Annotated in this window: 23 protein-coding genes; 11 read left to right on the forward strand and 12 right to left on the reverse strand. The window is 74.2% G+C overall.

Features of this window, described 5'->3' with window-relative positions; genetic code table 11:
- Nucleotides 1-126: 126 nt before the first annotated feature.
- The 3 genes from ACZ6Y7_RS17885 to ACZ6Y7_RS17895 are packed head-to-tail and all read right to left on the reverse strand — an operon-like array spanning nt 127 to nt 2,861.
- On the reverse strand, nt 127-717 hold the full coding sequence (locus ACZ6Y7_RS17885) for a cysteine dioxygenase family protein (RefSeq protein WP_465758837.1): 591 nt from the start codon (nt 715-717) through the stop codon (nt 127-129).
- A 3-nt stretch (nt 718-720) separates the two neighbouring features.
- Entirely contained in the window at nt 721-2,463 is a 1,743-nt protein-coding gene (locus ACZ6Y7_RS17890) for a solute symporter family protein (protein ID WP_465758838.1), read from the reverse strand.
- Nucleotides 2,460-2,861 (reverse strand): DUF485 domain-containing protein, encoded by a 402-nt coding sequence (locus tag ACZ6Y7_RS17895; protein WP_465758839.1) that lies wholly within the window; start codon nt 2,859-2,861, stop codon nt 2,460-2,462. Before ACZ6Y7_RS17895 ends, ACZ6Y7_RS17890 begins: the two co-directional genes overlap by 4 nt.
- Nucleotides 2,862-3,191: 330 nt before the next feature.
- Between ACZ6Y7_RS17895 and ACZ6Y7_RS17900 the strand changes: the two genes are divergently transcribed.
- The 5 genes from ACZ6Y7_RS17900 to ACZ6Y7_RS17920 all read left to right on the forward strand — a co-directional run bounded on the left by ACZ6Y7_RS17900 (nt 3,192) and on the right by ACZ6Y7_RS17920 (nt 9,322).
- Nucleotides 3,192-4,181: an alpha/beta hydrolase gene (locus ACZ6Y7_RS17900; protein ID WP_465758840.1), complete on the forward strand. Its 990-nt coding sequence runs from the start codon at nt 3,192-3,194 to the stop codon at nt 4,179-4,181.
- An 11-nt stretch (nt 4,182-4,192) separates the two neighbouring features.
- On the forward strand, nt 4,193-5,461 hold the full coding sequence (locus ACZ6Y7_RS17905; RefSeq protein ID WP_465758841.1) for a DUF8189 domain-containing protein: 1,269 nt from the start codon (nt 4,193-4,195) through the stop codon (nt 5,459-5,461).
- Between the two features lie 302 nt (nt 5,462-5,763).
- Nucleotides 5,764-6,531: an FHA domain-containing protein gene (locus tag ACZ6Y7_RS17910; protein ID WP_465758842.1), complete on the forward strand. Its 768-nt coding sequence runs from the start codon at nt 5,764-5,766 to the stop codon at nt 6,529-6,531.
- 15 nt (nt 6,532-6,546) lie between these two features.
- Complete coding sequence (locus tag ACZ6Y7_RS17915) at nt 6,547-8,097, forward strand: serine/threonine-protein kinase (RefSeq protein WP_465758843.1); 1,551 nt, start codon at nt 6,547-6,549, stop codon at nt 8,095-8,097.
- Between the two features lie 136 nt (nt 8,098-8,233).
- Nucleotides 8,234-9,322 carry a BTAD domain-containing putative transcriptional regulator gene (locus tag ACZ6Y7_RS17920; RefSeq protein WP_465758844.1) on the forward strand — a complete coding sequence of 363 codons (1,089 nt, stop codon included), beginning with the start codon at nt 8,234-8,236 and terminating at the stop codon, nt 9,320-9,322.
- 116 nt (nt 9,323-9,438) lie between these two features.
- On the opposite strand, the gene ACZ6Y7_RS17925 is transcribed toward ACZ6Y7_RS17920, so the two are convergent.
- Nucleotides 9,439-11,916: a penicillin acylase family protein gene (locus ACZ6Y7_RS17925; protein ID WP_465758845.1), complete on the reverse strand. Its 2,478-nt coding sequence runs from the start codon at nt 11,914-11,916 to the stop codon at nt 9,439-9,441.
- A gap of 161 nt (nt 11,917-12,077) precedes the next feature.
- Nucleotides 12,078-12,746 (reverse strand): cutinase family protein, encoded by a 669-nt coding sequence (locus ACZ6Y7_RS17930; RefSeq protein ID WP_465758846.1) that lies wholly within the window; start codon nt 12,744-12,746, stop codon nt 12,078-12,080.
- Nucleotides 12,747-13,315: 569 nt separating this feature from the next.
- Here ACZ6Y7_RS17930 and ACZ6Y7_RS17935 point away from each other — a divergent pair.
- The 4 genes from ACZ6Y7_RS17935 to ACZ6Y7_RS17950 all read left to right on the forward strand — a co-directional run bounded on the left by ACZ6Y7_RS17935 (nt 13,316) and on the right by ACZ6Y7_RS17950 (nt 17,201).
- On the forward strand, nt 13,316-14,410 hold the full coding sequence (locus ACZ6Y7_RS17935) for a sugar ABC transporter substrate-binding protein (RefSeq protein ID WP_465758847.1): 1,095 nt from the start codon (nt 13,316-13,318) through the stop codon (nt 14,408-14,410).
- A gap of 191 nt (nt 14,411-14,601) precedes the next feature.
- The gene (locus ACZ6Y7_RS17940) at nt 14,602-15,390 is read left to right on the forward strand and encodes an ATP-binding cassette domain-containing protein (RefSeq protein ID WP_465758848.1); all 789 of its coding nucleotides are present in this window, start codon (nt 14,602-14,604) and stop codon (nt 15,388-15,390) included.
- Entirely contained in the window at nt 15,387-16,664 is a 1,278-nt protein-coding gene (locus ACZ6Y7_RS17945; protein WP_465758849.1) for a sugar ABC transporter permease, read from the forward strand. Before ACZ6Y7_RS17940 ends, ACZ6Y7_RS17945 begins: the two co-directional genes overlap by 4 nt.
- Before the next feature lie 183 nt (nt 16,665-16,847).
- Nucleotides 16,848-17,201 carry a hypothetical protein gene (locus tag ACZ6Y7_RS17950; RefSeq protein ID WP_402212886.1) on the forward strand — a complete coding sequence of 118 codons (354 nt, stop codon included), beginning with the start codon at nt 16,848-16,850 and terminating at the stop codon, nt 17,199-17,201.
- 137 nt (nt 17,202-17,338) lie between these two features.
- Here ACZ6Y7_RS17950 and ACZ6Y7_RS17955 read toward each other — a convergent pair whose 3' ends face one another.
- From ACZ6Y7_RS17955 to ACZ6Y7_RS17965, 3 genes are all read right to left on the reverse strand, one after another.
- The gene (locus ACZ6Y7_RS17955; protein ID WP_465758850.1) at nt 17,339-18,397 is read right to left on the reverse strand and encodes an ROK family protein; all 1,059 of its coding nucleotides are present in this window, start codon (nt 18,395-18,397) and stop codon (nt 17,339-17,341) included.
- A 93-nt stretch (nt 18,398-18,490) separates the two neighbouring features.
- Nucleotides 18,491-19,966 carry an APC family permease gene (locus ACZ6Y7_RS17960; RefSeq protein ID WP_465758851.1) on the reverse strand — a complete coding sequence of 492 codons (1,476 nt, stop codon included), beginning with the start codon at nt 19,964-19,966 and terminating at the stop codon, nt 18,491-18,493.
- 230 nt (nt 19,967-20,196) lie between these two features.
- Nucleotides 20,197-21,111, reverse strand: a complete 915-nt coding sequence (locus ACZ6Y7_RS17965; RefSeq protein ID WP_465758852.1) for a LysR family transcriptional regulator — start codon at nt 21,109-21,111, stop codon at nt 20,197-20,199.
- Nucleotides 21,112-21,232: 121 nt separating this feature from the next.
- On the opposite strand from ACZ6Y7_RS17965, the gene ACZ6Y7_RS17970 reads away from it, so the two are divergent.
- Nucleotides 21,233-22,123 (forward strand): NAD-dependent epimerase/dehydratase family protein, encoded by an 891-nt coding sequence (locus ACZ6Y7_RS17970; RefSeq protein WP_465758853.1) that lies wholly within the window; start codon nt 21,233-21,235, stop codon nt 22,121-22,123.
- Nucleotides 22,120-23,028 carry an aldo/keto reductase gene (locus tag ACZ6Y7_RS17975; protein ID WP_465758854.1) on the forward strand — a complete coding sequence of 303 codons (909 nt, stop codon included), beginning with the start codon at nt 22,120-22,122 and terminating at the stop codon, nt 23,026-23,028. The genes ACZ6Y7_RS17970 and ACZ6Y7_RS17975 overlap by 4 nt, the downstream gene beginning before the upstream one ends.
- Nucleotides 23,029-23,250: 222 nt before the next feature.
- On the opposite strand, the gene ACZ6Y7_RS17980 is transcribed toward ACZ6Y7_RS17975, so the two are convergent.
- From ACZ6Y7_RS17980 to ACZ6Y7_RS17995, 4 genes are all read right to left on the reverse strand, one after another.
- Entirely contained in the window at nt 23,251-24,267 is a 1,017-nt protein-coding gene (locus ACZ6Y7_RS17980; protein ID WP_465758855.1) for a chitinase, read from the reverse strand.
- Nucleotides 24,268-24,460: 193 nt separating this feature from the next.
- Nucleotides 24,461-25,078 carry a TetR family transcriptional regulator gene (locus ACZ6Y7_RS17985; protein WP_465758856.1) on the reverse strand — a complete coding sequence of 206 codons (618 nt, stop codon included), beginning with the start codon at nt 25,076-25,078 and terminating at the stop codon, nt 24,461-24,463.
- The gene (locus tag ACZ6Y7_RS17990) at nt 25,075-25,437 is read right to left on the reverse strand and encodes a DUF1304 domain-containing protein (protein WP_465759119.1); all 363 of its coding nucleotides are present in this window, start codon (nt 25,435-25,437) and stop codon (nt 25,075-25,077) included. Before ACZ6Y7_RS17990 ends, ACZ6Y7_RS17985 begins: the two co-directional genes overlap by 4 nt.
- A 194-nt stretch (nt 25,438-25,631) precedes the next feature.
- Entirely contained in the window at nt 25,632-26,180 is a 549-nt protein-coding gene (locus tag ACZ6Y7_RS17995) for a hypothetical protein (protein WP_465758857.1), read from the reverse strand.
- Nucleotides 26,181-26,296: the final 116 nt, after the last annotated feature.

The following is a 26,296-nucleotide window of genomic DNA, read 5'->3' on the forward strand; positions in this document are numbered from 1 at the left end:
GGTGACCCGCACGGCGGCGTACGGCGGCGCAACCGGCACGGCGGCGTACGGCCGGGACGGCCGACGGCCCGCGAACGGGTGGAGCCCCCGGCGGGTGCCGGGGGCTCTCGGAGTGGGCGGGACCGGTCAGGGGGCGGCGGGCGCGTCCGGGCCGCGCCGGCTGACCGGGCGGGCGCCGTCCGGCGGGGCGTCCACCACCTCCTGTCCGAACACCCGGTAGACCGAACTCCCGCCGTTCGACGCGATGTCGGCGCCGTAGACGTGCAGCGAGACCGCGCGGCCCGGGCCGCCGTTGGACACCCGGTGGATGTCCTCGTCGGGCGGCACCAGGAGCTGCACCCGGCCCGGGGAGCAGGTGGTCCGGCCGGCCGGCACCAGCACCCGGCGCCCGGAGCGCGGGAGCCGCCACAGCCGGTACGCCTCGTCCACCTCGACGCCCTCCACCACGCCGGACACGCACCACGCGATGTGGTCGTGGATCGGGGTGGACTGCCCGGGCAGCCAGGTCAGCGCGACCACCGAGTGCGTCCGCCCGGCGTGCAGCAGCCGCTGCGCGTAGCCGTCGGCGTCACCGGCGCACAGCTCGTCGGGGACGATCAGCCCGGCCCGCAGGTACTTGCGCAGGGTGTCCGCGGTGAGCTGGGCGGTGAGCACCTCCGCGGCGGCGTAGCGCGCGAGGTCGGCGAGGAACTCGTCGAGGTTGGAGCCCGTCCGCACGGTCTACCGCCCCGCGCCGGTGAGCGCCCGGACCTCGAACTCCTCGAAGACGCGCCCGTCCGGGTCCTCCGGCCGGCGACGGCCGCCGGCCAGGGAGCCCAGGACGGCGGCCGCGAACCCGATCGGGATCGAGACGATGCCCGGGTTCTGCAGCGGGACCGGCGCGGTGGCGGTACAGGAGAACAGCGCCGTGGCGTTGCCGACCTCCTTGCTGGCCGCCGGCACCCCGCAGTCCTTCGCCTGGGCGGCCGTCAGCTTGACGGCGTGGACGGTGCCGCTCGCGCCGCCCCAGCAGATCGGGGACAGCAGGACCAGGCCGATCGCGCTGACCAGGCCCGCGTAGATGCCGCACTTGGCGCCGAAGGTGGTGAAGCGCCGCCAGAACAGCGTCAGCAGGATCGCCGGCAGGTTTGCCGAGGCCGCGGTGGCGAAGGCCAGGGCCACCAGGAACGCCACGTTGAGGTCCCGGGCGAAGATCGACAGGACGACCGCGACCGCGCCGATGACCACGGCGGCCACCTTCGCCGTGACCAGCTCCTGGCGCTCCGTGACCCGGCCCTTGCGGATCACGTTGGCGTACAGGTCATGGGCGAAGGAGGACGAGGAGGTCAGGGTGAGCCCGGCCACGACCGCCAGGATGGTGGCGAAGGCGACCGCCGCGACGAAGGCGAGCATCAGGGAGCCGCCGGTGGTGCCCGCACCGCCGCCGAGGTGCTCGGCCAGCAGGGTGGCGGCGGTGTTGCCGGACGGGTCCTTCTCCTTGATCGTCGCGGTGCCGACCAGTGCGGCCGCGCCGAAGCCGAGCACCAGGGTCATCAGGTAGAAGACCCCGATGATGCCGATCGACCAGTTCACCGACCTGCGCGCGTCCCGGCCGGTCGGGACGGTGTAGAAGCGGACCAGGACGTGCGGCAGCGCGGCGGTGCCCAGCACCAGGGCGGTGCCGAGGCTGACCAGGTCGAGCTTCGACCAGCCGTCGGTGGCCCCGTACTTCAGACCGGGCTGGAGGAAGGCGTCGCCCTTCTTCGACGCCGCCGCGGCGTCCCCGAGCAGCCGGCTCAGGTCGAAGCCGTACTTCGCCAGCACCCACAGGGTCATCGTGGCCGCGCCGGCGATCAGCAGCACCGCCTTGACGATCTGCACCCAGGTGGTGCCCTTCATGCCGCCGACCACCACGTAGACGATCATCAGGGCGCCGACGCCGACGATGGTCCAGATCTGCGCGGCGCTGCCCTTGACGTCGAGCAGTTGCCCCACGATCGTCGCCGCGCCGACCATCTGCGCGATCAGGTAGAAGATCGACACCACGATGGTCGACACGCCCGCGGCGGTCCGCATCGGCCCGCTGCGCAGCCGTGCGGCCAGCACGTCGGCCATGGTGAACCGCCCGGTGTTGCGCAGCAGTTCGGCGACCAGCAGGAGCGCGACCAGCCAGGCGACCAGGAAGCCGATCGAGTAGAGGAAGCCGTCGTAGCCGTTGAGCGCGATGAGGCCAGCGATGCCGAGGAAGGAGGCCGCGGAAAGGTAGTCGCCCGAGATGGCGATCCCGTTCTGCAGGGCGGAGAACTCGCCGCCGCCGGTGTAGAAGCCGCCGGTGCCCCGCGTGCTCCGCCGCGCCCACAGGGTGATGCCGAGGGTCACCGCCACCAGGGCGACGAACAGGCCGACGGTCAGCGCCTTGTTCGAGGTCGACGGGGCGGCGGCCGAGGTCGCCGCCGCGGCGGCGAGGGGGAGGTGCCGGATCATGCCCGCCCCCCCGTCCGGAAGGCCGCGGCACCAGCCGTGGCACCGGCCGCGGCACCGGCCGGGGCGCCGGCCGCGCGGGACGCCGCCAGGCTCCGCAGCGCCGCCGCCGGCGGGTCCAACCGCCGGGCGGCGAACCGGCCGTAGGCCAGCGCGATGCCGAAGGTCGAGACGAACTGCAGCAGTCCGAAGACCAGGGCCACGTTGAGGTTCCCGACGACCTTGACCGCCATGAGGTCACGGGCGTAGGCCGAGCAGAGCACGTACGCCAGGAACCAGAGCAGGAACGCCGCCGTCACCGGGACCACGAATCCCCGGTAGGCGGCGCGCAGCGCGGTGAATCGCGGATCGTCGCCGATCCAGGGCGCGTCGCGGCGCGACGACGCGGTGGGGTCGTTCATGTGCATCCTTCTGAGCGGTGCGGAAGTTGCCGATGGGCGCACCGTAGAAGTCGCTGGTAGACAAGCGATCAACGCCGTCCGCCGCCCCGGTCGCACGCGTGACGACGCACCGGGCCGAGCGGCGGGCCGGTGGTGTGATCGGCGGGGTGGGGTGATCGGCGGGGCCGGGCAGCGGCCCCGCCGAAAGGCACCAGTGTGGGGCGCCGGGCCCGCGGCTGTCAGTCCGTATGGTTCCGGGTTCTGCGCGGCGTCGGGGGTGGCTACCGTCCCAACCGCTCGATGGCCGGCGGTTCGGACCGGCCGCCGTTCCCGCGTCCCCAGGAGGTCACGATGACCGCGCACCACCCCACCCGTAGGAGCATCCTCAGGTCGGCCGGCGGGCTCGGTGCCGCGCTGGCGCTGGGCGCCGCGGGCTCGCCGGCCTCGGCGGGGGCCGCGGCGGCCGCCGACAACGGGTTCGGGCTGACCATCGTGGACCGCAACGAGAGCGATCCGCGGATGTGGTACTACCGCTTCCAGACCGCCGCGATCGGCTGGAATCCCGCCGTGAACGTGCTGCTGCCGGACGACTACCACGTGAGCGGGCGCACCTACCCGGTGCTGTACCTGTTCCACGGCGGCGGAACCGACCAGGACTTCATCACCTTCGACCGGGCCGGGGTCCGCGACTGGACCGCCGGGAAGCCCATCATCGTGGTGATGCCGGACGGCGGCCACGCCGGCTGGTACTCCAACCCGGTCAGCTCCAACGTGGGCCCGCGCAACTGGGAGGAGTTCCACATCAACCAGCTGCTGCCGTGGGTGGAGGCCAACTTCCGCACCTTCGCCGAGTACGACGGCCGCGCGGTCTCCGGCTTCTCGATGGGTGGGTTCGGCGCGCTCAAGTACGCCGCCAAGTACTACGGGCACTTCGCCTCGGTCAGCGCCCACTCCGGCCCGGCCAGTCTGCGCCGGGACGGCGGCCTGGTGGCGCACTGGGCCAACGCCTCCTCCGCCGCGCTGGACCTGGCGGGCGGCACGGTCTACGGCGCGCCGTTCTGGGACCAGGCGCGGGTGAGCGCCGACAACCCGGTGGAGCGGATCGAGAGCTACCGCAACAAGCGGGTCTTCCTGGTGGCCGGCACCAGCCCCGACCCGGTCGACTGGTTCAGCCAGGTCAACGAGCCCCAGGTGCTGGCCGGGCAGCGGGAGTTCCGCGCCCTGCTGGACCGGGCCGGCATCCCGCACGACTCGCACGAGGAGCCCGGCGGCCACATCATCCGGCCCGACCTGATGCGGGCCGACATCGACGGCATCATCGACCGCCTGCGCAAGGCGTGAGGGGCGCTCCGATGGCCCGGTCCCTCCCCCGTCGCGCCCTGCGGCCGGCCCTGGCCGCGATCGCCCTGCTGCTGCCGGTCACCGTGCCGGCCGCCTCCGCCGCGGCAGTCCCGAGCGCCGCCACCCCTGCCGTTCCGGCCGCGGTCGCCGGGTTCGCGGCGTCCTGCCCGACCTCCGGGTACATCTCCCAGGGCTACACCCCGGAGCACAACGGCATCGACATCGCCAACGACTACGGCACCCCGATCTACGCGGTCGGCGACGGCCGGGTGCTGGAGTCCGGCTCGGCCCAGGGCTACGGCCAGTGGATCCGGATCCTGCACCCGGACGGGAGCATCACCGAGTACGGGCACATGCAGGAGCGGGACGTCGCCAAGGGCGACCAGGTGACGGCCGGCCAGCTGATCGCCCGGATGGGCGCCGAGGGCGAGTCCAGCGGCCCGCACCTGCACCTGCGGGTCTGGGCCGACGCCGACGCCTCCGTGCGCACCGACCCGATCCCCTACCTCGCGGACCGCGGCGTCACCATGCCCTGCACCCCGGGGACCGGCCCGCGCCCCGCCCCGCCGGTGTATCCGGCGCAAGCGGGGAAGGTGGTGTCGGCGCGGTCGGCGGACGGCCGGCTGGAGGTGTTCGCGGCCGGGGCGAACGGCGTCTCGCACGCCTGGCAGACCGCCGTGAACGGTGCGTGGTCAGACTGGGAGTCCCTGGGCGGCCCGGGCGGAGCCCAGCTCGCCATCGGCGCGAACGCGGACGGCCGCCTGGAGATGTTCGCCCTCAACGGCACCACCCTCCAACACCGCTACCAGCTCCAGCCCTCCGGCAGCTGGTCCGCCTGGGAGGCCTTCGGCGGCGGCGGCACCGACCTCACCGTCGACCACAACCAGGACGGCCGCCTCGAAGTCTTCGCCTCCGGCCCCAAGGGCGTCTTCCACAAGTACCAGACCAACCCCACCACCTGGTCCGACTGGGAACCCACCGGCGGCCCCGCCGACTCCCGACTGACCAGTGAGCGCTCGCCGGACGGCCGGGTGGAGCTGTTCGCGATCAACGGCAGCACGGCGCAGCACCTGTGGCAGACCGGGGTCAACGCCCCGTACGGCCCGTGGGACGCCTTCGGCGGCGGCGGCACCGAGATCGTCGCCACCGCCAACGCCGACGGCCGCATCGAGGTCTTCGGCACCAGCACCGCCGGCGTCTACCACAAGTGGCAGACCGGATTCGCCACCTGGTCCGACTGGGCCTGGCTCAACACCACCGCCGGACCCGCCGTCAACTGAGGCTCGCCGTCAGCGCGCTGCGGACCGGGCCCGTGAGCGGACGCCCTCGTGCTCCCGCTCACGGGCCGTTCCGGCCCCGACCGCACCCGACCGCACCTGACCGAACCCGACCGCACCCGAGAGAACCCGAAAGAACCCGCGCCCGACCGCTCACTGCGCGTACCGCCTGGTCGACCAGCCGTCACGTGGCCTGCGCCACCATACGGTTTATTGTCATGCGCAAAGCGGTAGTGTGCCTCCGACCGGCAACGGTCGGCACACGGAACGGGGAGCGGGGGAGCGGTGCGCGGGACGGAGGAGCGGTGAGCGGGATTCTCGTCCACCTGCCGGAGGGGAACGGCGACGACGCGGTCACCCTGCGGCTCGGTCCGGGAGAGCGGGCGCGGTTCGGCCGCGGGTCCGCCACCACACCGGTGGAACTCCGGCTCGGCGACGCGTCGGTCTCCCGATTGGCCGGCGAGATCCACGCCATCGACGACCACTGGCAGCTGAGCAACCTCAGCAGCACCCACGCCTACCTGGTGGAGAACCCGGAGGGCGCCGGGGAGTACCTGCGGGTGCCGCCGCGACGGATCGGCGCCCCGATCCCGTTCGAGTTCTCCCGGGTGGTGCTGCCCTCCCGGCGTGAAACCCCGTTGTCCTTCCAGGTGTTCGCGCCCGACCACGTCTTCCTGGACCCGCACGCCCGCGGCGCCGGCTCCTGGGAGAGCCGCACCATGACGGCGTACTCGCTGGACGAGACCGCCACCTACTTCCTGGTCCTGGTCGCGCTCTGCGAACCCTGGCTGCGCGACCACTCCCCCGCCGCCGTGCCCACCACGCCCCAGGTGGTCGCCCGGCTGCGCGGCCACCCGGCCTGCGCCCGCCTCACCGCCCGCGCGGTCAGCTCGCACCTCGACTACCTCGCCGACGAGAAGCTCCGCATCGACGTGCCCGACGGCACGTCCCGCGCGGACCGCCGCAGCGGGAAGCGGGAGGCCGTGGTGGGGCTCGCCCTGAAGTTCGGCATCGTCCGCGAGGAGCACCTCGCGCTCCTGCCCCGCCCGGAAACCGCCGAGACCGGCCGGTAGGAAGGGGCGTCGACGGTGAACGACCTGGCTTTCTGCGAGGACGACGAGGCCCTGCTGCCGCCCGGCCACCGGGTCGGCGAGTGGGCCGTCACCGGGCCGATCGGCGAGGGCGGCTGGGCGACGGTCTACGCCGCCCGCCGGGCCGGGCCCGCCGCCCGTCCGAACGGCCCGAACAGCCCGAACAGCCCGAACAGCCCGAACAGCCCGAACAGCCCGAACAGGCTGAGCGGCCCGAGCGGCCCGAGCGGCCCGAGCGGCCCGGCCGGTCCGCATGGTTCCGACCCGGAGAGCGGCGACGGCGGCCTGGACGACACCGTCGCCCTCAAGGTGCTGCCCACCGCCGGCCTCGCCCCGCGCCAGGCCCGCCACATCGCCGAAGCCGCCCGCCGCGAGGCCGAGTTGGCCCGCACCGCCCCGCACCCCCGGCTGGTCCGGCTGCTCGGCACCCTGCCCCTCGCCGCCCCCGACCACCCCGCGCTCGACGGTGCGATCGTGCTGGTCATGGAGCGCGCCCAGGGCACCCTGCGCGACCTGCTCGCCACCGGCGTCGACGAGGCCCGGGCCGGCCGGATCGTCGCCGGCATCTGCGAGGGCCTGGCCCATCTGCACCGCTCCGGCTGGGTCCACACCGACCTCAAGCCCGAGAACGTCCTGATCGGCCGGGACGGCGAGGTCCGCCTCTCCGACTTCGGCCTCGCCATCGAACTCACCGGCACTCACGGCCACTGCGCCCCGATGGGCACTCCCGACTACCTGCCGCCGGAGCGCTGGAAGGAGCCGCTCGGCGAACAGGGCGTCAAGATCCGGCCCACCGCGGACATCTGGGCGCTCGGCATCGTGATCCACGAGCTGTTCGCCGCCGGGGTCCCGCCCTTCCCCGGTGCCACCCCCACCGCCCGCAGCGCCGCCGTCCAGCAGTACGCCGAGGGCCGCGCCGAGCTGCGGCTGTCCCCCGCCGTCCCGCCGTTCTGGCGCGCCCTCGTCGCCGACTGCCTCGCCCCCACCCACGCCGCCCGCGCCCCGCACACCGCCGAGAGCCTGCTCACCCGGATCCGCGCCCACCAGTCCGGCCAGGCCCACCAGTCCGGGCGGGCCCACCAGTCCGGCCGCGCGCTCCGTACCAGCCGCCCGGCCGGACGCCGAGGCCCCCGCCGGCCGGGGCCGCGCGTCGCCCTGCTCACCCTGGCCGGCTGCGCCACCGCCGTCGCCGCCGTCACCGCGGCCGCGCTCTGGCCGAGCCCCGGCCCGGCCGCGCACCCCGCCCGCGTCCGGGTGTTCAACGCCGAACGCGGCTGCCAGGAGCGCACCGACCGCGACCCCCGGTGCAGCCTCGGTCTCGCCGTCGACCCGCTGCGCCCCTACACGGCGGAGAACGTCGTCCCCGTCCGGGTCTGGCACGACGACACCCTCGACGCCGACTGCCAGCTCCCGACCGGCCTGCCGGTCATCGACGAGGAGGACCGCACCTCCACCCTCTGGTACCGCGTCCGCCTCCCCGACCGCACCACCGCCTGGCTCCCCGCCGTCCGCACCAGGGACCGCCCGGTGCTCGCCCGCTGCCCCTGAGACCGGGCCGCCCCGGACCTGGCCACCGGGGCGTGGGTCTCCGGATGTTTCCGGATTCACCGCCCGCACGGCCGCGGTTAGCGTGACGACGGCGTCCGCCGGAGCGGCCGGCCGGCCCGGAGTCCAGGGAGCAGCGATGCCCGTCACCGCCACCGCCGTCCGACCGAGCGCCGCCGGGCTCGGGCGCCAGGAGCGCGAGGTGCTCCACGCGGTCGGCTGCGGGCTGAGGGACGACGAGATCGCCGCCGCCCTCGACCTCCCCGAGGAGACCGTGGCCGGGGTCCTCGCGCGGATCCTCGGGCAGCTCGGGCTGCGCGACCGGGCCGCCGCCATCGTCCACGCCTTCGACTGCGGTCTGGTCGCCCCCGGGCGCGGCCCGCGCACCGGGGCGGTGCGCCCGCTGCCGCGCGGCGCCGGCTGCCGGCCGGCCGGGCCGAGGGTGCGGATCTCCGTCCTGGGACCGCTGCGCGCCTGGCGGGACGGACGGCCGCTGGACCTCGGCCACCTGCGCCAGCGGGCCGTCCTGGCGGCGCTGGCGCTGCGCGCGGGACGCACCGTCAGCCGGCAGGACCTGCTGGACGGGGTGTGGGGGGCGGAACCGCCGGTCACCAACGTGGTGCCGGTGCACATCTACCGGCTGCGCAAGAGCCTGCGGATCGGGGACGCCCCGGACTCGGTGATCGAGCGCGACGGGTGCGGCTACCGGCTCGCTCCCGGCGCGGCCCACGTGGACCTGGCCCGGATGGAGCGGCTGGTCGCCGACGCCGGTGCGGCCCACCGGTCGGGCGACCCGGCCGAGGCGGTCCGGCTCTGCTCCCGGGCGCTCGGCCTCTTCCGCGGCGAGCTGCTGGCCGGGCTGCCCGGCCCGCTCGCCGAACTGGAGCGGCTGCGCCTGACCGAACGCCGGATCGCCGTCGCCCAGCGGAAGCTGGAGTGGCAGCTGCTGCTGGGCCAGGACGCCGAGGCGGCCGCCGAGCTGTTCGCGCTGTCCGCGGAGCACCCCCTGAACGAGCCGGTGGCCGCGCTGCTGATGCGCGCGCTGTACCGGGGCGGCCGGCAGGCCGACGCGCTGGCCGTGTACGACCGCACCCGACGACGGCTGGCCGAGGACCTGGGGGTGCCGCCGAGCCGGCTGCTGCGGCGCACCTGCCGGTTGATCCTGAGCGGCGACGAGGCCGGGCTCGGCCTCGCCGGAGCGGCCCGCCGAGGCCTGCGGGTGCCCTGAGACGGACGGCGCGCCGGGGCGCGCGGACGCACCGAGACGCGCGGACGCGCCGGAGCTCCTGGTCGGAGTTCCGGCGCGCCCTGGCGGTCCGGCCCTTGGCCTCAGTCGATCGGGCCTCAGCCCAGGACCTTGACCTCCAGCGCCGGCGAGGCCGCGATCTGGTCCTCGGTGTACCGTTCGGTCACCCACCGGCCCGCCGAGAACAGCTTCGTCTGGTCGGCGTAGTGCGGCGAGGTCGGGTCGGCCGACTGGGAGTAGGCCAGCACCGAGGCGGCCTGCGGCGGCCCGTCGGCGGTGAACCGCACCTGCTGGACGAAGCTGGAGCCGAAGACGATGTCCGGCTTGCCGTCGACCGTGCCGGGCGTGACGAAGTTCAGCACGCCCAGTTCGTGGAGCGACCCGTGGATCGGGATCTGCTCGCCGTTGCGGGTGACCTTCTGGACGTCCGACAGCGCGGCGTTCAACGGGATGCCGGCGTTGCGCAGCGCGAGCACCGCCCGGCCGAACGCGTCGCGGACGGCGGAGCTCCCCGGGTCCAGCGAATTGGGCGTGTGCACCGGGTCGTTGGGGTCGAAGGGGACCTTCCACGGCAGCTTCTCGATCGCCTGGCCGTTGGTCAGGAAGTACCAGTAGTTCTCGAACAGCCAGGACCCGCGGCTGTCCGCGGTGAACGCGTGGTCCTTCCAGGCGGCCAGGACGGGACACGCCTCGCTCACGTTGACCAGGTTGCCGTCCACCAGGATGAGCCCGAAGAGCTGGCTCCGGCACATGGACACCGTGGCGTCGAGGGCCAGGTCGGCCGCCCGGCTGTGGTCGGCGAAGAGCAGCTGCTGCATGGTCTCGGGGGTGAAGCCCTTGCCCGGCAGGCCGTCGGTGCCGGAGATCCGGTTCTGCGCGGTCAGGACCAGCTCCTGGGTGCGCAGCGACCGGGGCGCCGCGGTGTCGCCCATCACCCGGGGGAAGGACAGCGGCTGCTCGGGGTTGGCCAGCCAGGCGCTGTCGTTGGCGTTGCCCACGAAGTCGGAGCGGATCAGCCGCGGTTGCTTGTGCGGGTCCAGGAGCCCCGGCGCGACGGCGTTGGGGTCGTCCGGCCAGTCGCACGCGCTGCGCTTGCCGTCGAAGATGGAGATCGGCGGCACGTTGGGCAGTCGCAGCCCCTGGTTGAACAGCAGTTGGCCGGTCATGGTGAGGCAGGACTGCGCGTGCTCGTCGGTGATGTTCGGGGTGGCCTGGATGTCCGCGTACAGCGCGTCGCCCTTGCGGTCGGCGGCCACGGTGTTGAAGAACGGCACGCCCTCGGTGGTCTCCAGGGTGGTCACCACGTCGTGGACGTCCTTGGCCTGGTCGAGGTGGAACCAGGTGTTCAGGGCCCGCAGGTTGTCCATGTCGGCGTCGCGCACCGCGTGCGCGCTCACCACCCAGGGCAGCGGGACGCCCTGCACCGACGTGGTGATCGGGCCGTAGCGGGTGGACCACAGCGTCCTGGTGACCCGCCCGAGCGAGCCGTCCGGGTTCAGCACGTCGACGCCGACCTGCTGCGAGGTCATCGGCTGCCAGGTGCCGTCCACCAGGTAGTCGGTGGGGTGCAGCGGGTCCACCTGGACGTCGAACAGCCCGAACGGGGCGACGGTGGCGACGGTGTGGCTCCAGGCCACGTCGTCGGTGTGCCCGATGTTCACGGCGGGGAGCCCGAGCAGGCTGGCGCCGGAGACGTTGACCCTGCCGGGGATGGTCAGCTGGCTCTGCCACATCCGGTTCTTGCCCTGCCACGGGAAGTGCGGGTTGGCCAGCAGCATGGCGGTGCCGGTGCCCGCGGCCACGCCCTGCGCGCCGACCGCCAGGGCGTTGCTGCCCATGCTCTGCTGCCGGGCGGCGGCCATCGCGTCGCGGATCTTCGCCGCGGTCTCCTCGGGCGTGGCCGCCGGCGGCGGGGCGGCCGCGGCGACCGCGGGTGCGGCGTTCACCTCGCCGTCCAGCAGCGGGTCGGCGCTGCCCATGATGATCTCGGCGTGCGCGTGCCGGTAGACGTCCAGTTCGGTGATCGGCCGCACCCAGGCCGCGCCGCGGCAGGCCGGGTCGGAGAGGTTGTTCACGCCGGTCTCGGCCAGGTACCGGTTGTAGCCCCGGACGTAGCCGCGGATGCCCTCCTTCACCTCCGGCTCCGGCCCGTGGGGGGCGGGCTGGTCGATCAGCCGCTCCACCACCCGGTTGTCGTTGATCCGCTGGAAGTACAGGTCGCTGTTGAGGTTGCTGGTGGTGTTCTGGTGCTCCCCGGGGCTGGCCTTGCCGTCCGGCCCCAGGTAGCGGGAGCGCTGGGCGTTGACCATCAGGTAGGTGTCGGCCAGGGTGCAGATGTTGTCCTTGGCCGCGGCGTAGCCGTACCCCTCCCCGAGCCCCGCCCAGTCGGAGGCGATGATGTGCGGGATCCCGTACTCGGTGTAGCGGATCGTCGGCTTGTCCGGCCCCGCCGCCCTCGCCGCCCGTGCGGCCGACGGTGCCGCGGCGGGCGGTCCGGCGGCCGCCGTGGTGCTCAGCAGCGCCACCGCGGCCATGACCGCGACCGGCAGCCTCGCGGTGAGTCTCCTCCGTGCCATCGGGCCGTCCTTCCCTGCGCTCGACATTCTTGTCTGAACGCGGTCACCCTACGGAGGGGCGATGACAGGGCGATGAAACGGGCCCGCTGCGGGCCGGCCCGGCCGGACCGCCGCCCGTCGGCGGCCGGGTGCGCCCGGCCGCCGACGGGTTCGACGCCTGGCTACGCGGGGTACCAGGCGCCGTTGTACCACTGCTCGTTGGCGCTGTCGTTGTGGTGGTCCATGTTGAAGTCCTCGGGGTAGTTCCGGACGTGGTTGTTCGGGTAGGTCCAGATGCCCGCGGACTCGTCGCAGACGTAGTCCCAGTGGCAGATCGTCTTGACCGGGACGGTGCCGAAGTTCCGGTCCGCCCCGGCGAGCGGGGCCCCGATGATGCCGCCGAACGGCACCGCGCCGCCGTTGGCCCCGGGAGGGCCCTGGCGCTTGGGGTCCGCGACGAGGATGGCGTTGACGTTGTCGAAGGTCCGCCAGTTCTCGCTGACCCAGACGTGCACCACCCCGGCCCCCAGGGAGTACCCGGCCATCTTGACGTGCTGCCACGGGCACGCGGCGCGCTGGTCGCGGACCAGGCGGTTCAGCTCGTTGACGCCCGCCCGGGTGCTCGCCCCGTTGGGGATCTGGGTGGGGTACCCGACGTGCTGCTGGATGTTGCCGTAGAAGCCGTCGTTGTTCCACGAGCTGCCGGTGCCCCCGACGACGATCGTGTAGGTGCCCTCGCACGGGGCCGTCACCCGCTGGACGGCCGCCTCCGCCGTCGCCCCCTGCGCCGCGGTCAACCCGACGGTCAGCAGGAGCCCGGCCGTCGCGGCCGCGATCCTTCGTCCTCGCATGCGTTCCTCCCGACACGGTCGGCCCGCGCGCCCGCCCTCCGACGCGGCGCGCACTCGGCCGAGTTCTGCCGACCACCGTGACAGCGGGCGATGACAAGCCGATGAAGCCCGTCGCCACGCGGAGCCCGGCCTCCTGACTGACCGTCAACCCCGGTGCATGACAACCGAGTCGAGCCCAGGGCGCTGCGCTCCGGAGTCGACCGACGAGGGAGCGCACTGTCGACACATCTTGAACGCAGTACTCTCGCGGGCCCCCGCACGGTACGCCTCGCGGGCCGACCGACCGCATCGGCCGTACGCCCCGTACGCATCCCGCCACCGAGGGTGCCCGCCCAGCTCGCTGGGCATGCGCGTCTCCCACACGGCACGCGGGCGGCGGGGCCTGGCCGAGCGGCCCGGCGGGGCCTTCGCACCCCGGGGGACCCTCCGGGCAGTGCGTTCAGGAAGATAACGAATAGGACCCGCATTGCCTCGTCTTGGATTTACTTCTTGACTCAATCCGGCCCCGGAGGGTTGACTCCCTCCCACTCCGCCGCACCGTCGCGGCGACGTCAGGGAGGCACCCCCACATGAACGCAATGATGCGTCGCGCCGTCATCGCCACGGCGGCCGTCTCGATGGCCCTGTCCATGGCCGCGTGCGGCAAGGCCGGCGGCGACAAGAAGGACTCCGCCGCCTCGGGCGACACCAAGTCCATCGGTCTGCTGCTGCCCGAGAACGCGTCCTCGACCCGCTACGAGTCCTTCGACCGCCCGTTCATCGAGGCCAAGGTCAAGGCGCTGTGCGCGGACTGCAAGGTGCTCTACAACAACGCCGAGGGCAGCGCCGCCAAGCAGAAGCAGCAGTTCGACACCCTGATAGCCCAGGGCGTGAAGGTCATCGTGCTGGACGCCTTCGACGCCACCTCCACCCAGTCCTGGGTCAAGGAGGCCGCCGACAAGGGCGTCAAGGTCGTCGCCTACGACCGCCTGGCCACCGGCCCGGTCGCCGCCTACGCGTCCTTCGACAACGAGAAGGTCGGCGAGCTCCAGGGCCAGGCCCTGGTCGACGCCCTCGGGGGCAAGGCCGCCGACGCCAACATCGTCATGATCAACGGCGACGACGCGGACCCGAACGCCGGTCAGTTCAAGGCTGGCGCGCACAAGGTGCTCGACGGCAAGGTCAAGAAGGTCGTCTACGAGCAGTCCGGCGAGTGGAAGCCCACCGTGGCCGGCCAGAAGATCGGTGCCGCGATCACCCAGCTCGGCAAGGACGGCTTCCAGGCCGTCTACTCGGCCAACGACGGCATGGCCGGCGCCATCATCACCCAGCTGCAGGCCGCGGGCATCAAGGTCCCCGTCGGCGGCCAGGACGCCGGCCTCGACGCCGTCCAGCGGATCGTCAACGGCGACCAGGCGTACACCATCTACAAGGCGTACAAGCCGCTCGCCGACAGCGCCGCCGAGCTGGCCGTCGACCTGCTCCAGGGCAAGGACATCAAGTCCGTCGCCACCGCGAGCGTCGACAGCGCCACCGACAAGGGCATCCCGGCCAAGCTGCTCGACCCGAAGATCGTCACCAAGGCCAACATCAACGACACGGTCATCGCCGACGGGCTCTACAAGGCCGCCGACATCTGCACCGCGGACTACGCCGCCGCCTGCGCCGCCGCCGGCCTGAAGTAACCGCCGGCCCGACCCGGCAGCGTGCGGGGCGGAGCTCCCCACCTCCCCGGGGAGCACCGCCCGCACCGCGCGGCAGGCCCCACCCGGCCGCCCGCCACCCCCTTTCGACGCTCACCCGCCCGCGCCCCGCCACGGCGCGCGGGCCAGCCCGGCCGCCCACCCACCATCACGGCGCGCACGGGAAGAAGGAGATGGTTCACGTGACAGGCGCACCCGTACTGGCGTTGCGCGGGATCTCCAAGCGCTTCGGCGCCGTCCAGGCACTGACCGACGTGCACCTGGAGGTACACGCCGGCGAGGTGGTCGCCCTGGTCGGCGACAACGGCGCCGGCAAGTCCACGCTGGTGAAGACCATCGCCGGCGTCCACCCGATCGACGAGGGCACGATCGAGTGGGAGGGCGAGCCGGTCACGATCGGCCGGCCGCACGACGCCCAGAACCTCGGCGTCGCCACCGTCTACCAGGACCTCGCGCTCTGCGACAACCTCGACGTGGTCGGAAACCTCTTCCTCGGGCGCGAGTTGAGGCGCTACGGCACCCTCGACGAGGTCGCCATGGAGAAGCGCGCCCGCGAACTGCTCGACACCCTCTCCATCCGCATCCCGAGCGTGCGCATCCCCATCGCCGCCCTCTCCGGCGGCCAGCGCCAGGTGGTGGCGATCGCCCGCGCCCTGGTCGGCGACCCCAAGATCGTCATCCTGGACGAGCCCACCGCCGCCCTCGGCGTCGAGCAGACCGCCCAGGTCCTCGACCTCGTCGAGCGCCTGCGCGACCGCGGCCTCGGCGTCATCCTGATCAGCCACAACATGGCCGACGTCAAGGCCGTCGCGGACACCGTCGCCGTGCTGCGCCTGGGCCGCAACAACGGCGTCTTCGAGGTGGCCGGCACCTCGCACGAGGAGATCATCTCCGCCATCACCGGCGCCACCGAGAACGCCGTCACCCGGCGCCAGGCCCGACTCGCGGAGGACGCGAAGTGACCACCGAACAGACCACCCCGGACACCCCCGAGGCGTCCCCGGCGTCGGCCGCCCCCGCCGTGGACCCCCGCCTGCTCGTGCGCGAGGCCGGATTCGCCGGCTACCTCGCCGAGTTCAAGCGGAAGATGAAGAACGGCGACCTCGGCTCGGTGCCCGTCGTCCTCGGCCTGATCCTGATCGGCGCCATCTTCCAGGGCATCACCGGCGACTTCCTCAACGCCGACAACCTCACCAACATCACCAAGTGGATCGCCGGCCCGGGCCTGATCGCCGTCGGCATCGTCTTCGTCCTCCTGCTCGGCGAGATCGACCTCTCCCTCGGCTCGGTCTCCGGCGTCTCCGCCGCGATCGCCGCCGTCCTGTCCGTCCGCTCGGGTTACAACGAGTGGGTGGCCTGCCTCATCGCGATCGCCGCCGCCGTCGCCATCGGCGCCCTGCACGGCTTCTTCTTCGCCAAGATCGGCGTCCCGGCCTTCGTGGTCACCCTCGCCGGCCTGCTCGCCTGGAGCGGCCTGCAGCAGTACGTCCTCGGCGACAAGGGCACCGTCAACGTCGTCAACGACGGCGTGCTCGCCAACCTGGACACCTACTTCCTCGGCGACGGCGACGTCGCCTTCACCTGGGGCCTCGCCGTCCTCGGCATCGCGCTCTTCGCCGCCGGCCAGCTCCTGGACGCCCGCCGCCGCACCGCCGCCGGCCTCGCCGCCCGCCCGACCAGCGAGATCGCGCTGCGCGTCGGCGTCATCGCCGTCATCGCGCTGGCCGCGGCGTACGAGCTCAACCAGGACCGCGGCCTGCCGCTGCCGCTGCTGGTCTTCCTGTCCGTCGTCGTCATCACCGACTTCGTGCTGCGCCGCACCAGCTACGGCCGGCAGATCTTCGCCGTCGGCGGCGGCGTCGAGGCCGCCCGCCGCGCGGGCATCAACGTCGACTGGGTGCGGATCTCGGTCTTCATGATCTCCGCCGGCATGGCCGCCCTCGGCGGCCTGTTCATCGCCTCCCAGCAGGGCTCCGCGGACAAGCTGCTCGGCGGCGGCAACGTCCTGATGAACTCCATCGCCGCGGCCGTCATCGGCGGCACCAGCCTGTTCGGCGGGCGCGGCAAGACCTGGTCGGCGCTGCTCGGCATCCTGGTCATCCAGTCGATCATCACCGGCCTCGACCTGGTCCACGTCAACCAGTCCGTCCAGTACATGATCACCGGCGCCGTCCTGCTCGCCGCCGTCGTGCTGGACTCGGTCTCCCGCCGCACCCGCAAGTCCGCGGCCCGCTGACCGACGCGCACCCGCCCGCCGGGCCCCTCGGCCGCCGTCCCACCCGGGACGGCGGCCGAAGCCGTTCCGGCCGGCGCGTGCGCACTGCCCGCAGGCCGGCCGGGGGCGCACCGGTCCCGTCCTGGCCCACGCCCGCCGGGGGGGGTTGACCGGCCGCCCCGACCGGGCCCTACGGTAGGCGGCATGACGAACTCGGGGACCCCGGACAGCGACAAGACCGACGTCCGGATCAGCATCTTCGGTGGCAACCGCCTCGCGGGCCACGAGATCCACAGCCGCACCGTGACCGCCTCGCTCATCGGCGGCGCCGACATCGACCTCACCGACGTGGACCTCCCCGACGGCGCCGAACTGCGGATCACCAAGCTCAGCCTGATCGGCGGCGTCAAGCTGCGGGTCCGCCCGGACGTCCGGGTGGTCGTCGGCGGCATCCGCCTCGGCGGCGTCAGCGACGACGGCCCCAGCCGCCCCGGCGGCCCGACCGTCCACGTCGCCGCCTGGGGCCTCCTCGGCGGCGTCAGCGTCCTCCGCGACTGACACCCCCACCCCACCACCGCTGCGGGCCCCCGGAACTCCCGGGCCCCGTAGCGCCCGTGTCCGCTCACGCATCGCCCCGCCTCCGACGGCGGCGGGCGGGCAGCACGCGCGCCGCCCCACACCCGTACCGCCCCGCCTCAGGCGGCCGCGCGGGCGGCGAGGTGGTCGAGGGCGAGGGCGATCGCGCCGTGGAGGGAGGCGTCGGCGGTGAAGTGGGCGGGCAGGACGGCCGGGGGGAAGGGGACGGCGCGGGCGAGGCGGGCGGTGAGGGCGGGGAGGATCGCCGCTGCGGCGGCCATCATGCCGCCGCCCACCACGATCCGCTCCGGGTCCACCAGGACGGCCATGTTGGCGACGGCCGTCGCGAGGGTGTCGAGGGCCTCCGCGGCGATCCGCCGGGCGGCCGGGTCCTCACTTGTGAAGAGGCGTTCCGCGGTGAGCTCCTCGCCGAGTTCGGCGGCGCTGCGCGCGCCGAGGGCCTTGCCGCCGACGAGTTCCTCCAGCGGCGCGTGGCCGTCGGCGAAGACCGCGCCGGGGGTGCCGGCCGGGTGCCCGGGGTCCAGGTAGGCGATCTCGCCGGCCGCCCGGTGGGCGCCGTCGAGCACCCGGCCGCCGATGGTGAGTGCGGCGGCGATCCCGGTGCCGAGGCTGAGGTAGATCCCGGGGTCGGCGTCGCGCAGGGCGCCGAGGCGCAGTTCGGCGAGGGCGCCGGCCCGGACGTCGTTGGCCACCGCGACGGCGTCCACGCCGAGTTCGCGCGCGAGCCGGTCCGCGAGGGCGAGCCCCTCCCAGCCGGGCAGGTTCGGGGTGAGCAGGATCCGGTCCGGTTGGATCACTCCGGGGCTGACGGCCGCGTGGGCGGCGACCGGGAGGCCGAGGGCGCCCAGGGCGTGGTCGGCGAGGTCGCGGGCGACCGCGCCGGCGCGGGCGAGGATCTGCTCGGGGCCCTGCGCGGCCCGGGTGGCGAGGCGGATCCGCCGCAAGGGGGTGCCGGTGGAGTCGGCGAGTGCGACCTCGGTCTTGGTTCCGCCGAAGTCGATGCCGATGACGGCGAGGTCGGCGCGGGCGAGGTCGGCGCGGGCGAGGTCGGCGCGGGCGAGGTCGGCGCGGGCGAGGTCGGCGCGGGCGAGGTCGGCGCGGGTGACGGCGAGATCGGCGCGGGCCTGCGGGCGGGGGTCGACGGGGTCGGTGCGCACGGCGGAGTCCTCGGGTGTGGCCGGTCGGCGGGCGGGTGGCGGTGCGGCGCCTCCGGCCCGCCGGCCGGCGGTCAGGGGTGGACGGACGGGTGGCTACCCGGCGTCCGTGGTCATGGCGTTCGTGGTCACGGCGTCGGCGCGCTGGGCGTCCAGGAACTCCTCGCGGATCTCCTTCGGCCCGAACGGCCAGGCGCCTTCGACCTTCGACCAGACCAGGTAGGCCAGGCCGCCGAGGGCGACCCAGGCGAGCGACCACTCGATCGGGTGGACGCCGTCGTTGGCCTTGTCCGCGTAGCCGTAGATGACCAGCCAGCCGACGGCGGCGACGACGCTCGGCAGCGGGTAGAGCACCATCCGGTACGGGCGGGCGAGGTCGGGCTGGCGCTTGCGGAGCACCGTGACGGCCGCGATCTGGGCGAGCGCCTGGACGAGCACCATGACGCTGGTCAGCAGGGCGATCAGGATGCTCAGCGGCGGGTGCGCGGAGGAGCTGCCGATGTGCCGGGCGAACAGGAAGCCCGCGGCGGTGACGGTGCCCATGGCGACCAGGCCGAGGACCGGGAAGCCGTGGCGGGGGTGGAGTCTGGCGAAGGAGCGGAAGAACATCCCGTCGCGGGCCGCGTCGTACGGCACCCGGGAGCCGCCGAGCAGGCCGGTGAGGACGGAGGCGAAGGCGGTGACCAGGATCAGCGCGGTGACGGTGTCGGCGGCGCCCTTGCCCCAGGTCCGTTCCAGCACCGCCGAGGCGACCGACTTGGAGGCCGCGTTCTCCGGGTCGAGCATGTCCTGCCAGTGGACCACGCCGAGGACGCCGATCTGCATGAGCAGGTAGATGCCCATGATGGCGGTGATCGAGAGGATGATGGCGCGCGGCATGACCCGGCCGGGGTCCTTGATCTCGGCGCCGAGGTAGGAGGCGGTGTTGTAGCCGAGGTAGTCGTAGATGCCGATGGTCAGGCCGGCGGCGAAGCCGATCCAGAACCGGCCGTGGGCGGGCTCGATGGCGTGGGCGGGCCAGGTGAAGGCGAGCGAGGGGTGGAAGTCGGTGAAGGAGGCGAGGATGACCGCCCCGACCGAGACGATCATCACGGCCCACATGGCGACCGTGATCCGGCCGACGGACTCGACCCGGCGCCACAGCAGCAGCACGACCAGGGCGAGCACGGCGAGGCCGACCGCGTCCCCCTGGCCGGTCGTCATGCCCGGCCACAGGTAGGCCAGGTACTGCACCAGGCCCTGGACCCCGGTGGACATGATCAGCGGGATGAAGAGCATCGCCGTCCAGACGAACAGGAACGGCATCAGCCGGCCGGTGCGGTACTGGAAGGCCTCCCGCAGGTAGACGTAGGTGCCGCCGGCGCCGGGCAGCGAGGCGCCGAGCTCGGCCCAGACCAGGCCGTCGACGAGGGCGAGCAGCGCGCCGGCGATCCAGCCGATGACGGCCTGCGGACCGCCGAAGGCGGTGACCATCAGCGGGATGGTCACGAACGGTCCGATGCCGCACATCTGGCTCATGTTGATCGCGGTGGCCTGGAAGAGGCCGATTCTTCGGGTGAAGCCTGAGGACACGGGTGGCTCCGGGGTGTGGGGGCGGGCGCGCGGCGGTGCGGCGCGGGATCAAGTTAAGGAACGTAACTTAATCCGTCAAGGGAGTGCGCACGCTCCGGACGGCCGGGCGGCCGGGCGGCCGGGCGGCCCGCCGACGCCTCCGCCACGCCCGTCCGCCATGCCCGTCCGCCCCACTCGCCCGGCGCGGCCCGCTCGACCCGCTCGACCCGCTCGCTCGCCCGGGGCGCCCGTCAGCCCCGCTCGGCCGTGAGCAGCGCCGCCAACTCCTCGGCCAGCCGGGCGGCGTGGCCGCGGCGGCGACGGGAGAGGGCGAGGCCGAGGTGGCGGCGGGGGCTCGGCTCGGCCAGCGGGAGCGCCACCAGCTCCGGGTGCCCGGTCAGCCCGATCTCGGGGATCAGAGCGATGCCGATCCCGGCGTGGACCAGCGACTGGGCGAAGTCGTAGTCCGTCGCGGTGCAGGACACGCGCAGCTCGACGCCGGCCAGGTCGGCGTGGCGGGCCAGCTGGGCGGCGGACTTGTGGCAGCCCAGGATCCAGCGCTGGTCGGCGAGTTCGGCCAGGTGCGGGGGCTCGGGGCGCTCCCGGTGGCGGGCCGCCGCCGGGTGGCGGCGCGGCAGCACGACCCGCAGCGGGTCCTCGCCGAGCGGCGTCCAGTCCAGGCCGGAGCGGTCGCCGGGCCGGGCGGGGGGCGGGCCCTCCAGGTGGTAGGCGAGGGCCAGGTCGGCCCGCCCCTCGCGGACGGCCGGCAGGCTCTCCTCGGGTTCCGCCTCCAGGACGGTCAGCTCCACCTCCGGGTGCCGGGCCACGAACTCGGCCAGGGCGGGCGGCAGCAGGCGCCGGCCGGCGCTGGCGAAGGTGGCGACGGTGAGCGCGGTCCGCTCGGCGGTGAGCCGCTCGATCCGCTGCTGGGTGTCGACCAGTTCGGCGGCGATCGCGTCGGCGGCCTCCACCAGCAGGCGGCCGGCGTCCGTGAGCGTCACCCCGCGCGTGGAGCGTTCCACCACGGGCGCGCCGAGGCTCCGCTCCAGCGCCGCGATCTGCTGGGACACGGCCGAGGGGGTGCAGTGCAGCACCGTGGCCGCCTGGTTGAAGCTGCCGCGGCGGGCCACCTCGCGCAGCACCGCCAACCGCTGGACGTCGATCAACAGTTCTCCTTATGACAGGCTCCTCTGATCGACACTACCGCTGAAGATCACGGCGCGGCAGGCTGATCAGCGGGAACGGAGCGGAAACGCTCGGCGACGGACCGGGAAGGGGCCGACCAGCATGGACGTCTGCGTGATCGGAGGGAGCCGCTACTTCGGGCGGCGGCTGATCGGGGAACTGCGGGAGGGCGGAGCGGCGGTGACGGTCCTCAACCGGGGTTCGAGGCCCGCACCGCCGGGCGTGACCCACCTGCGCGCCGATCGCGACGACGAGGGGGCGCTGCGTGCCGCGCTGGCCGGCCGCCGCTTCGACGCCGTCATCGACCAGGTCTGCTACACCCCGCGCCAGGCCGCCGTGGCCGCCCGGGTCCTCGCCCCGCTGACCGACCGCTACCTGCTGACCTCCACCGTGGAGGTCTACGCCGACCTCGGCCGCCCGGGCGGTCCGGCCCTGCCGGAGTCGGCCTTCGACCCGGCCACTCACCCGGTGGACCTCGACCTCCCGTGGGAGGACGGCGAGTTCCTGGAGGCGCAGTACGGCGAGGGCAAGCGTCAGGCGGAGGCGCTGCTCACCCGGGAGGCCGCCGTCGACCTCGTCACCGTCCGCACCGCGCACGTCCTCGGCGGCGCCGACTTCACCGGACGACTGGCGCACTACGTGGAGCGGATCGAGCGCGGCCTGCCGGTGGCCGTCCACGCGGCGCCGCAGCCCGCCTCCTTCGTCCACGCGCCGGAGATCGCCCGCTTCCTGGCCTGGGCCGCCGCGGGGGAGTTCACCGGTCCGGTCAACGCGGCCGCCCACGGCACGCTGGACGCCCGGGAGTTGTGCGCCGCGATCGGCCGTACGGTCGGCGCCGAACCGATCCTGACCGTCGGCCCGGGCGAGGCGCCCTCGCCGTTCTCCTTCGAGCGCGCCTACCCGATGGACACCGCCCGGGCCGCCGCCCTGGGCTTCCGCTTCTCCCCGGTCGCCGACTGGCTGCCGCGGGCCGTCCAGGAGGTCCGGGCATGACCACCGGAACGCACCCGGCGACGGGCCCCGCGGCGCGCACGGTCGGCGGCATCGCCGTGGGCGCCGTCGGGCTCGGCGCGATGCCCCTCTCCGTCGAGGGACGGCCCGACCGCGAGCAGGCCGTCGCCACGGTCCACGCGGCGCTCGACGCGGGCGTGCGGCTGATCGACACCGCCGACTCCTACCACTGGCACGCCGGCGAACTCGGCCACAACGAACGGCTGGTCGCCCGCGCGCTGGCCACCTACGGCCACGGCGCGCAGGAGGTGCTGGTGGCCACCAAGGGCGGCCGGGGGCGCCCCGGCGACGGCTCGTGGACGGTCGACGGACGCCCGGACCACCTGCGCCGCGCGGCCGAGGCCTCGGCGGCCCGGCTCGGCGTGGAGTCGGTCGGCCTCTACCAGCTGCACAAGCCCGACCCGGCCGTCCCCTTCGCCGACTCGGTGGGCGCCCTGCGCGACCTCGCCGACGCCGGCACGATCCGCCTGGTCGGGCTGTCCAACGTGGACCGCGCGCAGATCCTGGCGGCCCGGGAGATCCTCGGCTCCCGGCTGGTCTCGGTGCAGAACCGCTACTCCCCCGCCCACCGCGACACCCGCGACACCCTGGAGCTGTGCACCGAGCTCGGTCTGGCCTTCCTGCCGTGGAGCCCGCTCGGCGGCATCTCGCTCAGCGCGGTCGACGACCCGGGCGCCGCCGCACCGCCGCCCGACACCCCCTTCCACGCCCTGGCCCGCGCCCGCGGCGTCAGCCCCCAACGGGTCTGCCTCGCCTGGCACCTGGCGCAGTCCCCGGTCGTCGTCCCGATCCCGGGCGCGCGCCGCCCGGCCTCGATCCGCGACTCGGCCGCGGCGGCCGCCCTCGCCCTGACGCCGGACGAACTCGCCACGCTGGACGGCTCCTAGCCGCTCACCACGGGATCCGGCGGCGGTCGCGGAAGAAGCCCCCGGTGGGACCGCCCTCCGGCAGGAGGGCCGACCGGACCACCGTGTCGGCGCCCTGCTCCACGCTCAGCGGGGCCCGGGCCGCCCATGTCGGTCCGGACCCGGCCCGGGCACACCGCGTCGACCTCGACGGCCGCCGGGAGGCCGAGGGCGTGCCCGCGGCGGAGGTCCGCGGACCCTTCGTCAGCCCTGGTACTGGGCGACGATCCTGGTGAACTCGTAGGGCGACTGCGCGACGCCGCTGCAGGCGTCGGCGTCCGCTCCGGAGCCGCAGGCGCGGTCGCGGTTGACGGCCCAGAAGGCGAAGCGGGCGAGGTGGTGCTGCTTGGCGTACCCGAGGATGGTGCGGAAGTCGCCGGTGGTGACGGTCTCCCCCGCCTCGTCGGTGTTGCCGTTCATGGAGGAGACGCCGATGTGGCGGTACGCCGCGTCGTCGCTGTAGCCGTAGGCGCTCTTCACGGCCGCCTTCAGCCCTTCCAGGGCGCCGACCGTCGCCTGGCCCATGCTGCCGCTGTGGCCGCCGAAGTCGAAGGGCATCACCACCCAGCCGTCGTTCGCCAGGCCGGCGGCCGCGCCCCGCTTGATCAGGTCCTTGCCGGTGGCGTCCGGACCACTCGGGGTGGTGCCCAGGGTGACGTAGGTGACGAGGCCGGGGTTCCTGCTCTTGACGATCTTCAGGGCGTCCACCACCCGCTGGCGGACCGTCGCGTTGCCGAACTCGGTGTTCTCGATGTCGATGTCGAGCGCCTTCAGCCTGTAGGCGTCGATCACCTTCTGGTACGCCCCGGCGAGCGCGCTCGCGCTGGAGCACTTCTCGCCGAGCTTGTTCCCGCTCCATCCGCCGACCGAGACCACGACGTCGCCGCCGGCCGCCCGGATCGACGTGATCGCGGCCTCGTCGGAGCCGCCGGTGAGCGGCCGGCTGCCGTCCCACTTCGGGTTGCACCCGCCGTCGGAGAGGACGAACGCCAGGGTGAACCACTTCACGCCGGCGGCCTTCATCACGTCGGTCGGCTTCTGCGGGTTGCCCCAGCCGAGGTACTCGTACGGCGCGGCGGCCATCCCGGGCACGGCCGCCGTGGAGGCCGCGGCGGAGGGGGCCGCGGAGGTGGAGGTCGCGGGCGCCAGCAGCAGCCCGGCCGGGCCGAGGGCGGCGGCGAGCAACGGGGCGGTGAGACGGACTCCGGTGGTCTTGCGCATGCCAACTCACTTTCGTCGATCCTGTGGAACCGGGGAGCGGTGACGGCAGGTCAGGGAGGCGGGAGCCGTCTCACAGGATCGGGGCAGCGGACCCCGGGGTCAATGGCTTTCGTTAGGAAAGTTTCCCAATGGTCCGTCGGGGACGGCCCGGGGTGCGACCGGACCGCCCCGGGAGACCGCGGCGCGCCGCGGCTCAGAGCCGCGGCGTGCGGTGGAGGGAGATCAGCAGCCGCCACACCTGGTGGGCGACCCGCTCCGGGGCGGCCTCGATCCGGCCGTGCAGCCAGTCCGCGAGCACCCCGGTGAAGGTACCGGCCACCGCGGCGGCCACCAGCTCGGGCTCCGGGGCGCCCGCGAGGGCCCGCTCGGTACGGCTGCGCTCCCGCAGGTCACGGGTGAGCACCAGGCCGAGCGGACCGCCGCCGCCCGGGGCCAGCAGGGTCCGGTAGAGCGCGGCGCGCGGCACCAGGTCGGCGAAGAACCCGGTGAGCGCGGGCGGCGGGGCGTCCGGGTCCGGCAGGCCGCGCCAGGCGTGCAGCGCGTCCACGGCGTCGCGGACCACGTCGGCGCAGGCGTCCACCGCCAGCGCCTCCAGGTCCGGGTAGTGGACGTAGAAGGTGGCCCGGCCGACTCCCGCCCGACGCACCAGCGCGGCGACGTTGACCTCCGCCAGCGGACGCTCGGCGCACTCCTCCAGCAGCGCCCGGCGCAGCCTGGCCCGGGTGCGCTCGGCGCGGGGGTCCTGGGCGGGCCGGGACTCCTGGCCGGCGCGCGGGCCCCGGGCCCCGCGCGGCTCCGGTGCGGCACTCATCCGGCGAGCAGCACGGCGCCGAGCGCGAGCGCCCCGGGCAGCGCCTGGGCGACCAGGATGCGGCGGTTCGCGGTCGCGGCGCCGTACAGGCCGGCCACCACCACGCAGACCAGGAAGAAGATCTGCACCGGCCGGCCGACCTCGCCACCGGCGACCAGGCCCCAGACCAGCCCGGCGGCGAGGAAGCCGTTGTAGAGGCCCTGGTTCGCGGCGAGCCGCGCGGTGGTGCGGGCGAGCTCGGCGTCGAAGCCGGAGAGCTTGCGCCCCGGCGCCCGCTCCCACAGGAACATCTCCAGCACCAGGATGTACCCGTGCAGGGCGGCCACCAGGGCCACCAGGACATCGGCGGTCACGCGCATCGTCATCAGCTCCCCGACGTGGCCGACCGAACCCCGGCGGCCGCACGTCGATCGGTCGACTTCATGGACAGGAGTCCAGAATACCTGGACAGGTGTCCTGGAAGTCCCATCGCCCCTCCGGCGGGCCACCCGGAACCGGGGGGCGCCGGTCGGCGAGCAGGGACACGCACGTGAGAGCCGTCCGGCGGGAGGCGTCAGCTGCTCCAGGACACGGTCGAGGTGGTCGAGGTGGTCGAGGTGGTCGAGGTGGTCCGGACCGCGCCCGCCGTGGTGGTCCGCACGCCCGGGGCGACGGCGCCGCTCGCCGGACCGGCCGAGGTGCGCGGCGCGGCCGGTCCGCCGGAGGCCGCCGGGGCCAGCTGGGCGGCGGTCGTCCGGCGCGCGGCGGCGGTGACCGGCGCGGACTCATCGCCGCCCGGGGCGATCCGCTCGATCCGCAGCACCAGGTTGCGGCCCTGCCGGTCGCCGGCCCGGTCCCGGTTGCGGCTGTGCACGACCTGGGTCGCCACACCCCGGATCTCCTGCCACCGCCCCTGCACCGCGCGGACGTTGGCACACCACTCACCCTGGTCGCAGTGCTCCAGGTCGAGCTCCCAGCGCTCCGCGTCGACGACGTGGACGGCACCGACCTCGCCGGGGATCTCCACCGGCACCGCACCCCGGACGGTCACCACCGCCCGCTGCGGGAACCGCCCCTCCACCGCCGTCACCGTGATCCGGCTCGCCCCCTGGTACCAGGCCACCGCTGTCCTCCCTCATCCGTCCTCGCACCGCTCGCCGGCCGGCGAGCGGTCCGAGCGACTAGCACGGACGGCACCCCTTCCGGGGTTCGCCCCGCCCGGACCTCCCGCCTGGCCCC

The organism is Kitasatospora sp. NPDC053308, from assembly GCF_055585785.1.

Excerpts from the sequence above, each read along its gene's own strand:
- ACZ6Y7_RS17940 (WP_465758848.1), top strand. The coding sequence starts at position 14,602 with ATGGTTCACGTGACAGGCGCACCCGTACTGGCGTTGCGCGGGATCTCC.
- ACZ6Y7_RS17905 (WP_465758841.1), top strand. The coding sequence starts at position 4,193 with ATGGCCCGGTCCCTCCCCCGTCGCGCCCTGCGGCCGGCCCTGGCCGCG.
- ACZ6Y7_RS17980 (WP_465758855.1), bottom strand. The coding sequence starts at position 24,267 with ATGCGCAAGACCACCGGAGTCCGTCTCACCGCCCCGTTGCTCGCCGCC.
- ACZ6Y7_RS17935 (WP_465758847.1), top strand. The coding sequence starts at position 13,316 with ATGAACGCAATGATGCGTCGCGCCGTCATCGCCACGGCGGCCGTCTCG.
- ACZ6Y7_RS17930 (WP_465758846.1), bottom strand. The coding sequence starts at position 12,746 with ATGCGAGGACGAAGGATCGCGGCCGCGACGGCCGGGCTCCTGCTGACC.
- ACZ6Y7_RS17970 (WP_465758853.1), top strand. The coding sequence starts at position 21,233 with ATGGACGTCTGCGTGATCGGAGGGAGCCGCTACTTCGGGCGGCGGCTG.
- ACZ6Y7_RS17900 (WP_465758840.1), top strand. The coding sequence starts at position 3,192 with ATGACCGCGCACCACCCCACCCGTAGGAGCATCCTCAGGTCGGCCGGC.
- ACZ6Y7_RS17985 (WP_465758856.1), bottom strand. The coding sequence starts at position 25,078 with ATGAGTGCCGCACCGGAGCCGCGCGGGGCCCGGGGCCCGCGCGCCGGC.
- ACZ6Y7_RS17895 (WP_465758839.1), bottom strand. The coding sequence starts at position 2,861 with ATGAACGACCCCACCGCGTCGTCGCGCCGCGACGCGCCCTGGATCGGC.
- ACZ6Y7_RS17990 (WP_465759119.1), bottom strand. The coding sequence starts at position 25,437 with ATGCGCGTGACCGCCGATGTCCTGGTGGCCCTGGTGGCCGCCCTGCAC.
- ACZ6Y7_RS17890 (WP_465758838.1), bottom strand. The coding sequence starts at position 2,463 with ATGATCCGGCACCTCCCCCTCGCCGCCGCGGCGGCGACCTCGGCCGCC.
- ACZ6Y7_RS17950 (WP_402212886.1), top strand. The coding sequence starts at position 16,848 with ATGACGAACTCGGGGACCCCGGACAGCGACAAGACCGACGTCCGGATC.
- ACZ6Y7_RS17975 (WP_465758854.1), top strand. The coding sequence starts at position 22,120 with ATGACCACCGGAACGCACCCGGCGACGGGCCCCGCGGCGCGCACGGTC.
- ACZ6Y7_RS17925 (WP_465758845.1), bottom strand. The coding sequence starts at position 11,916 with ATGGCACGGAGGAGACTCACCGCGAGGCTGCCGGTCGCGGTCATGGCC.
- ACZ6Y7_RS17920 (WP_465758844.1), top strand. The coding sequence starts at position 8,234 with ATGCCCGTCACCGCCACCGCCGTCCGACCGAGCGCCGCCGGGCTCGGG.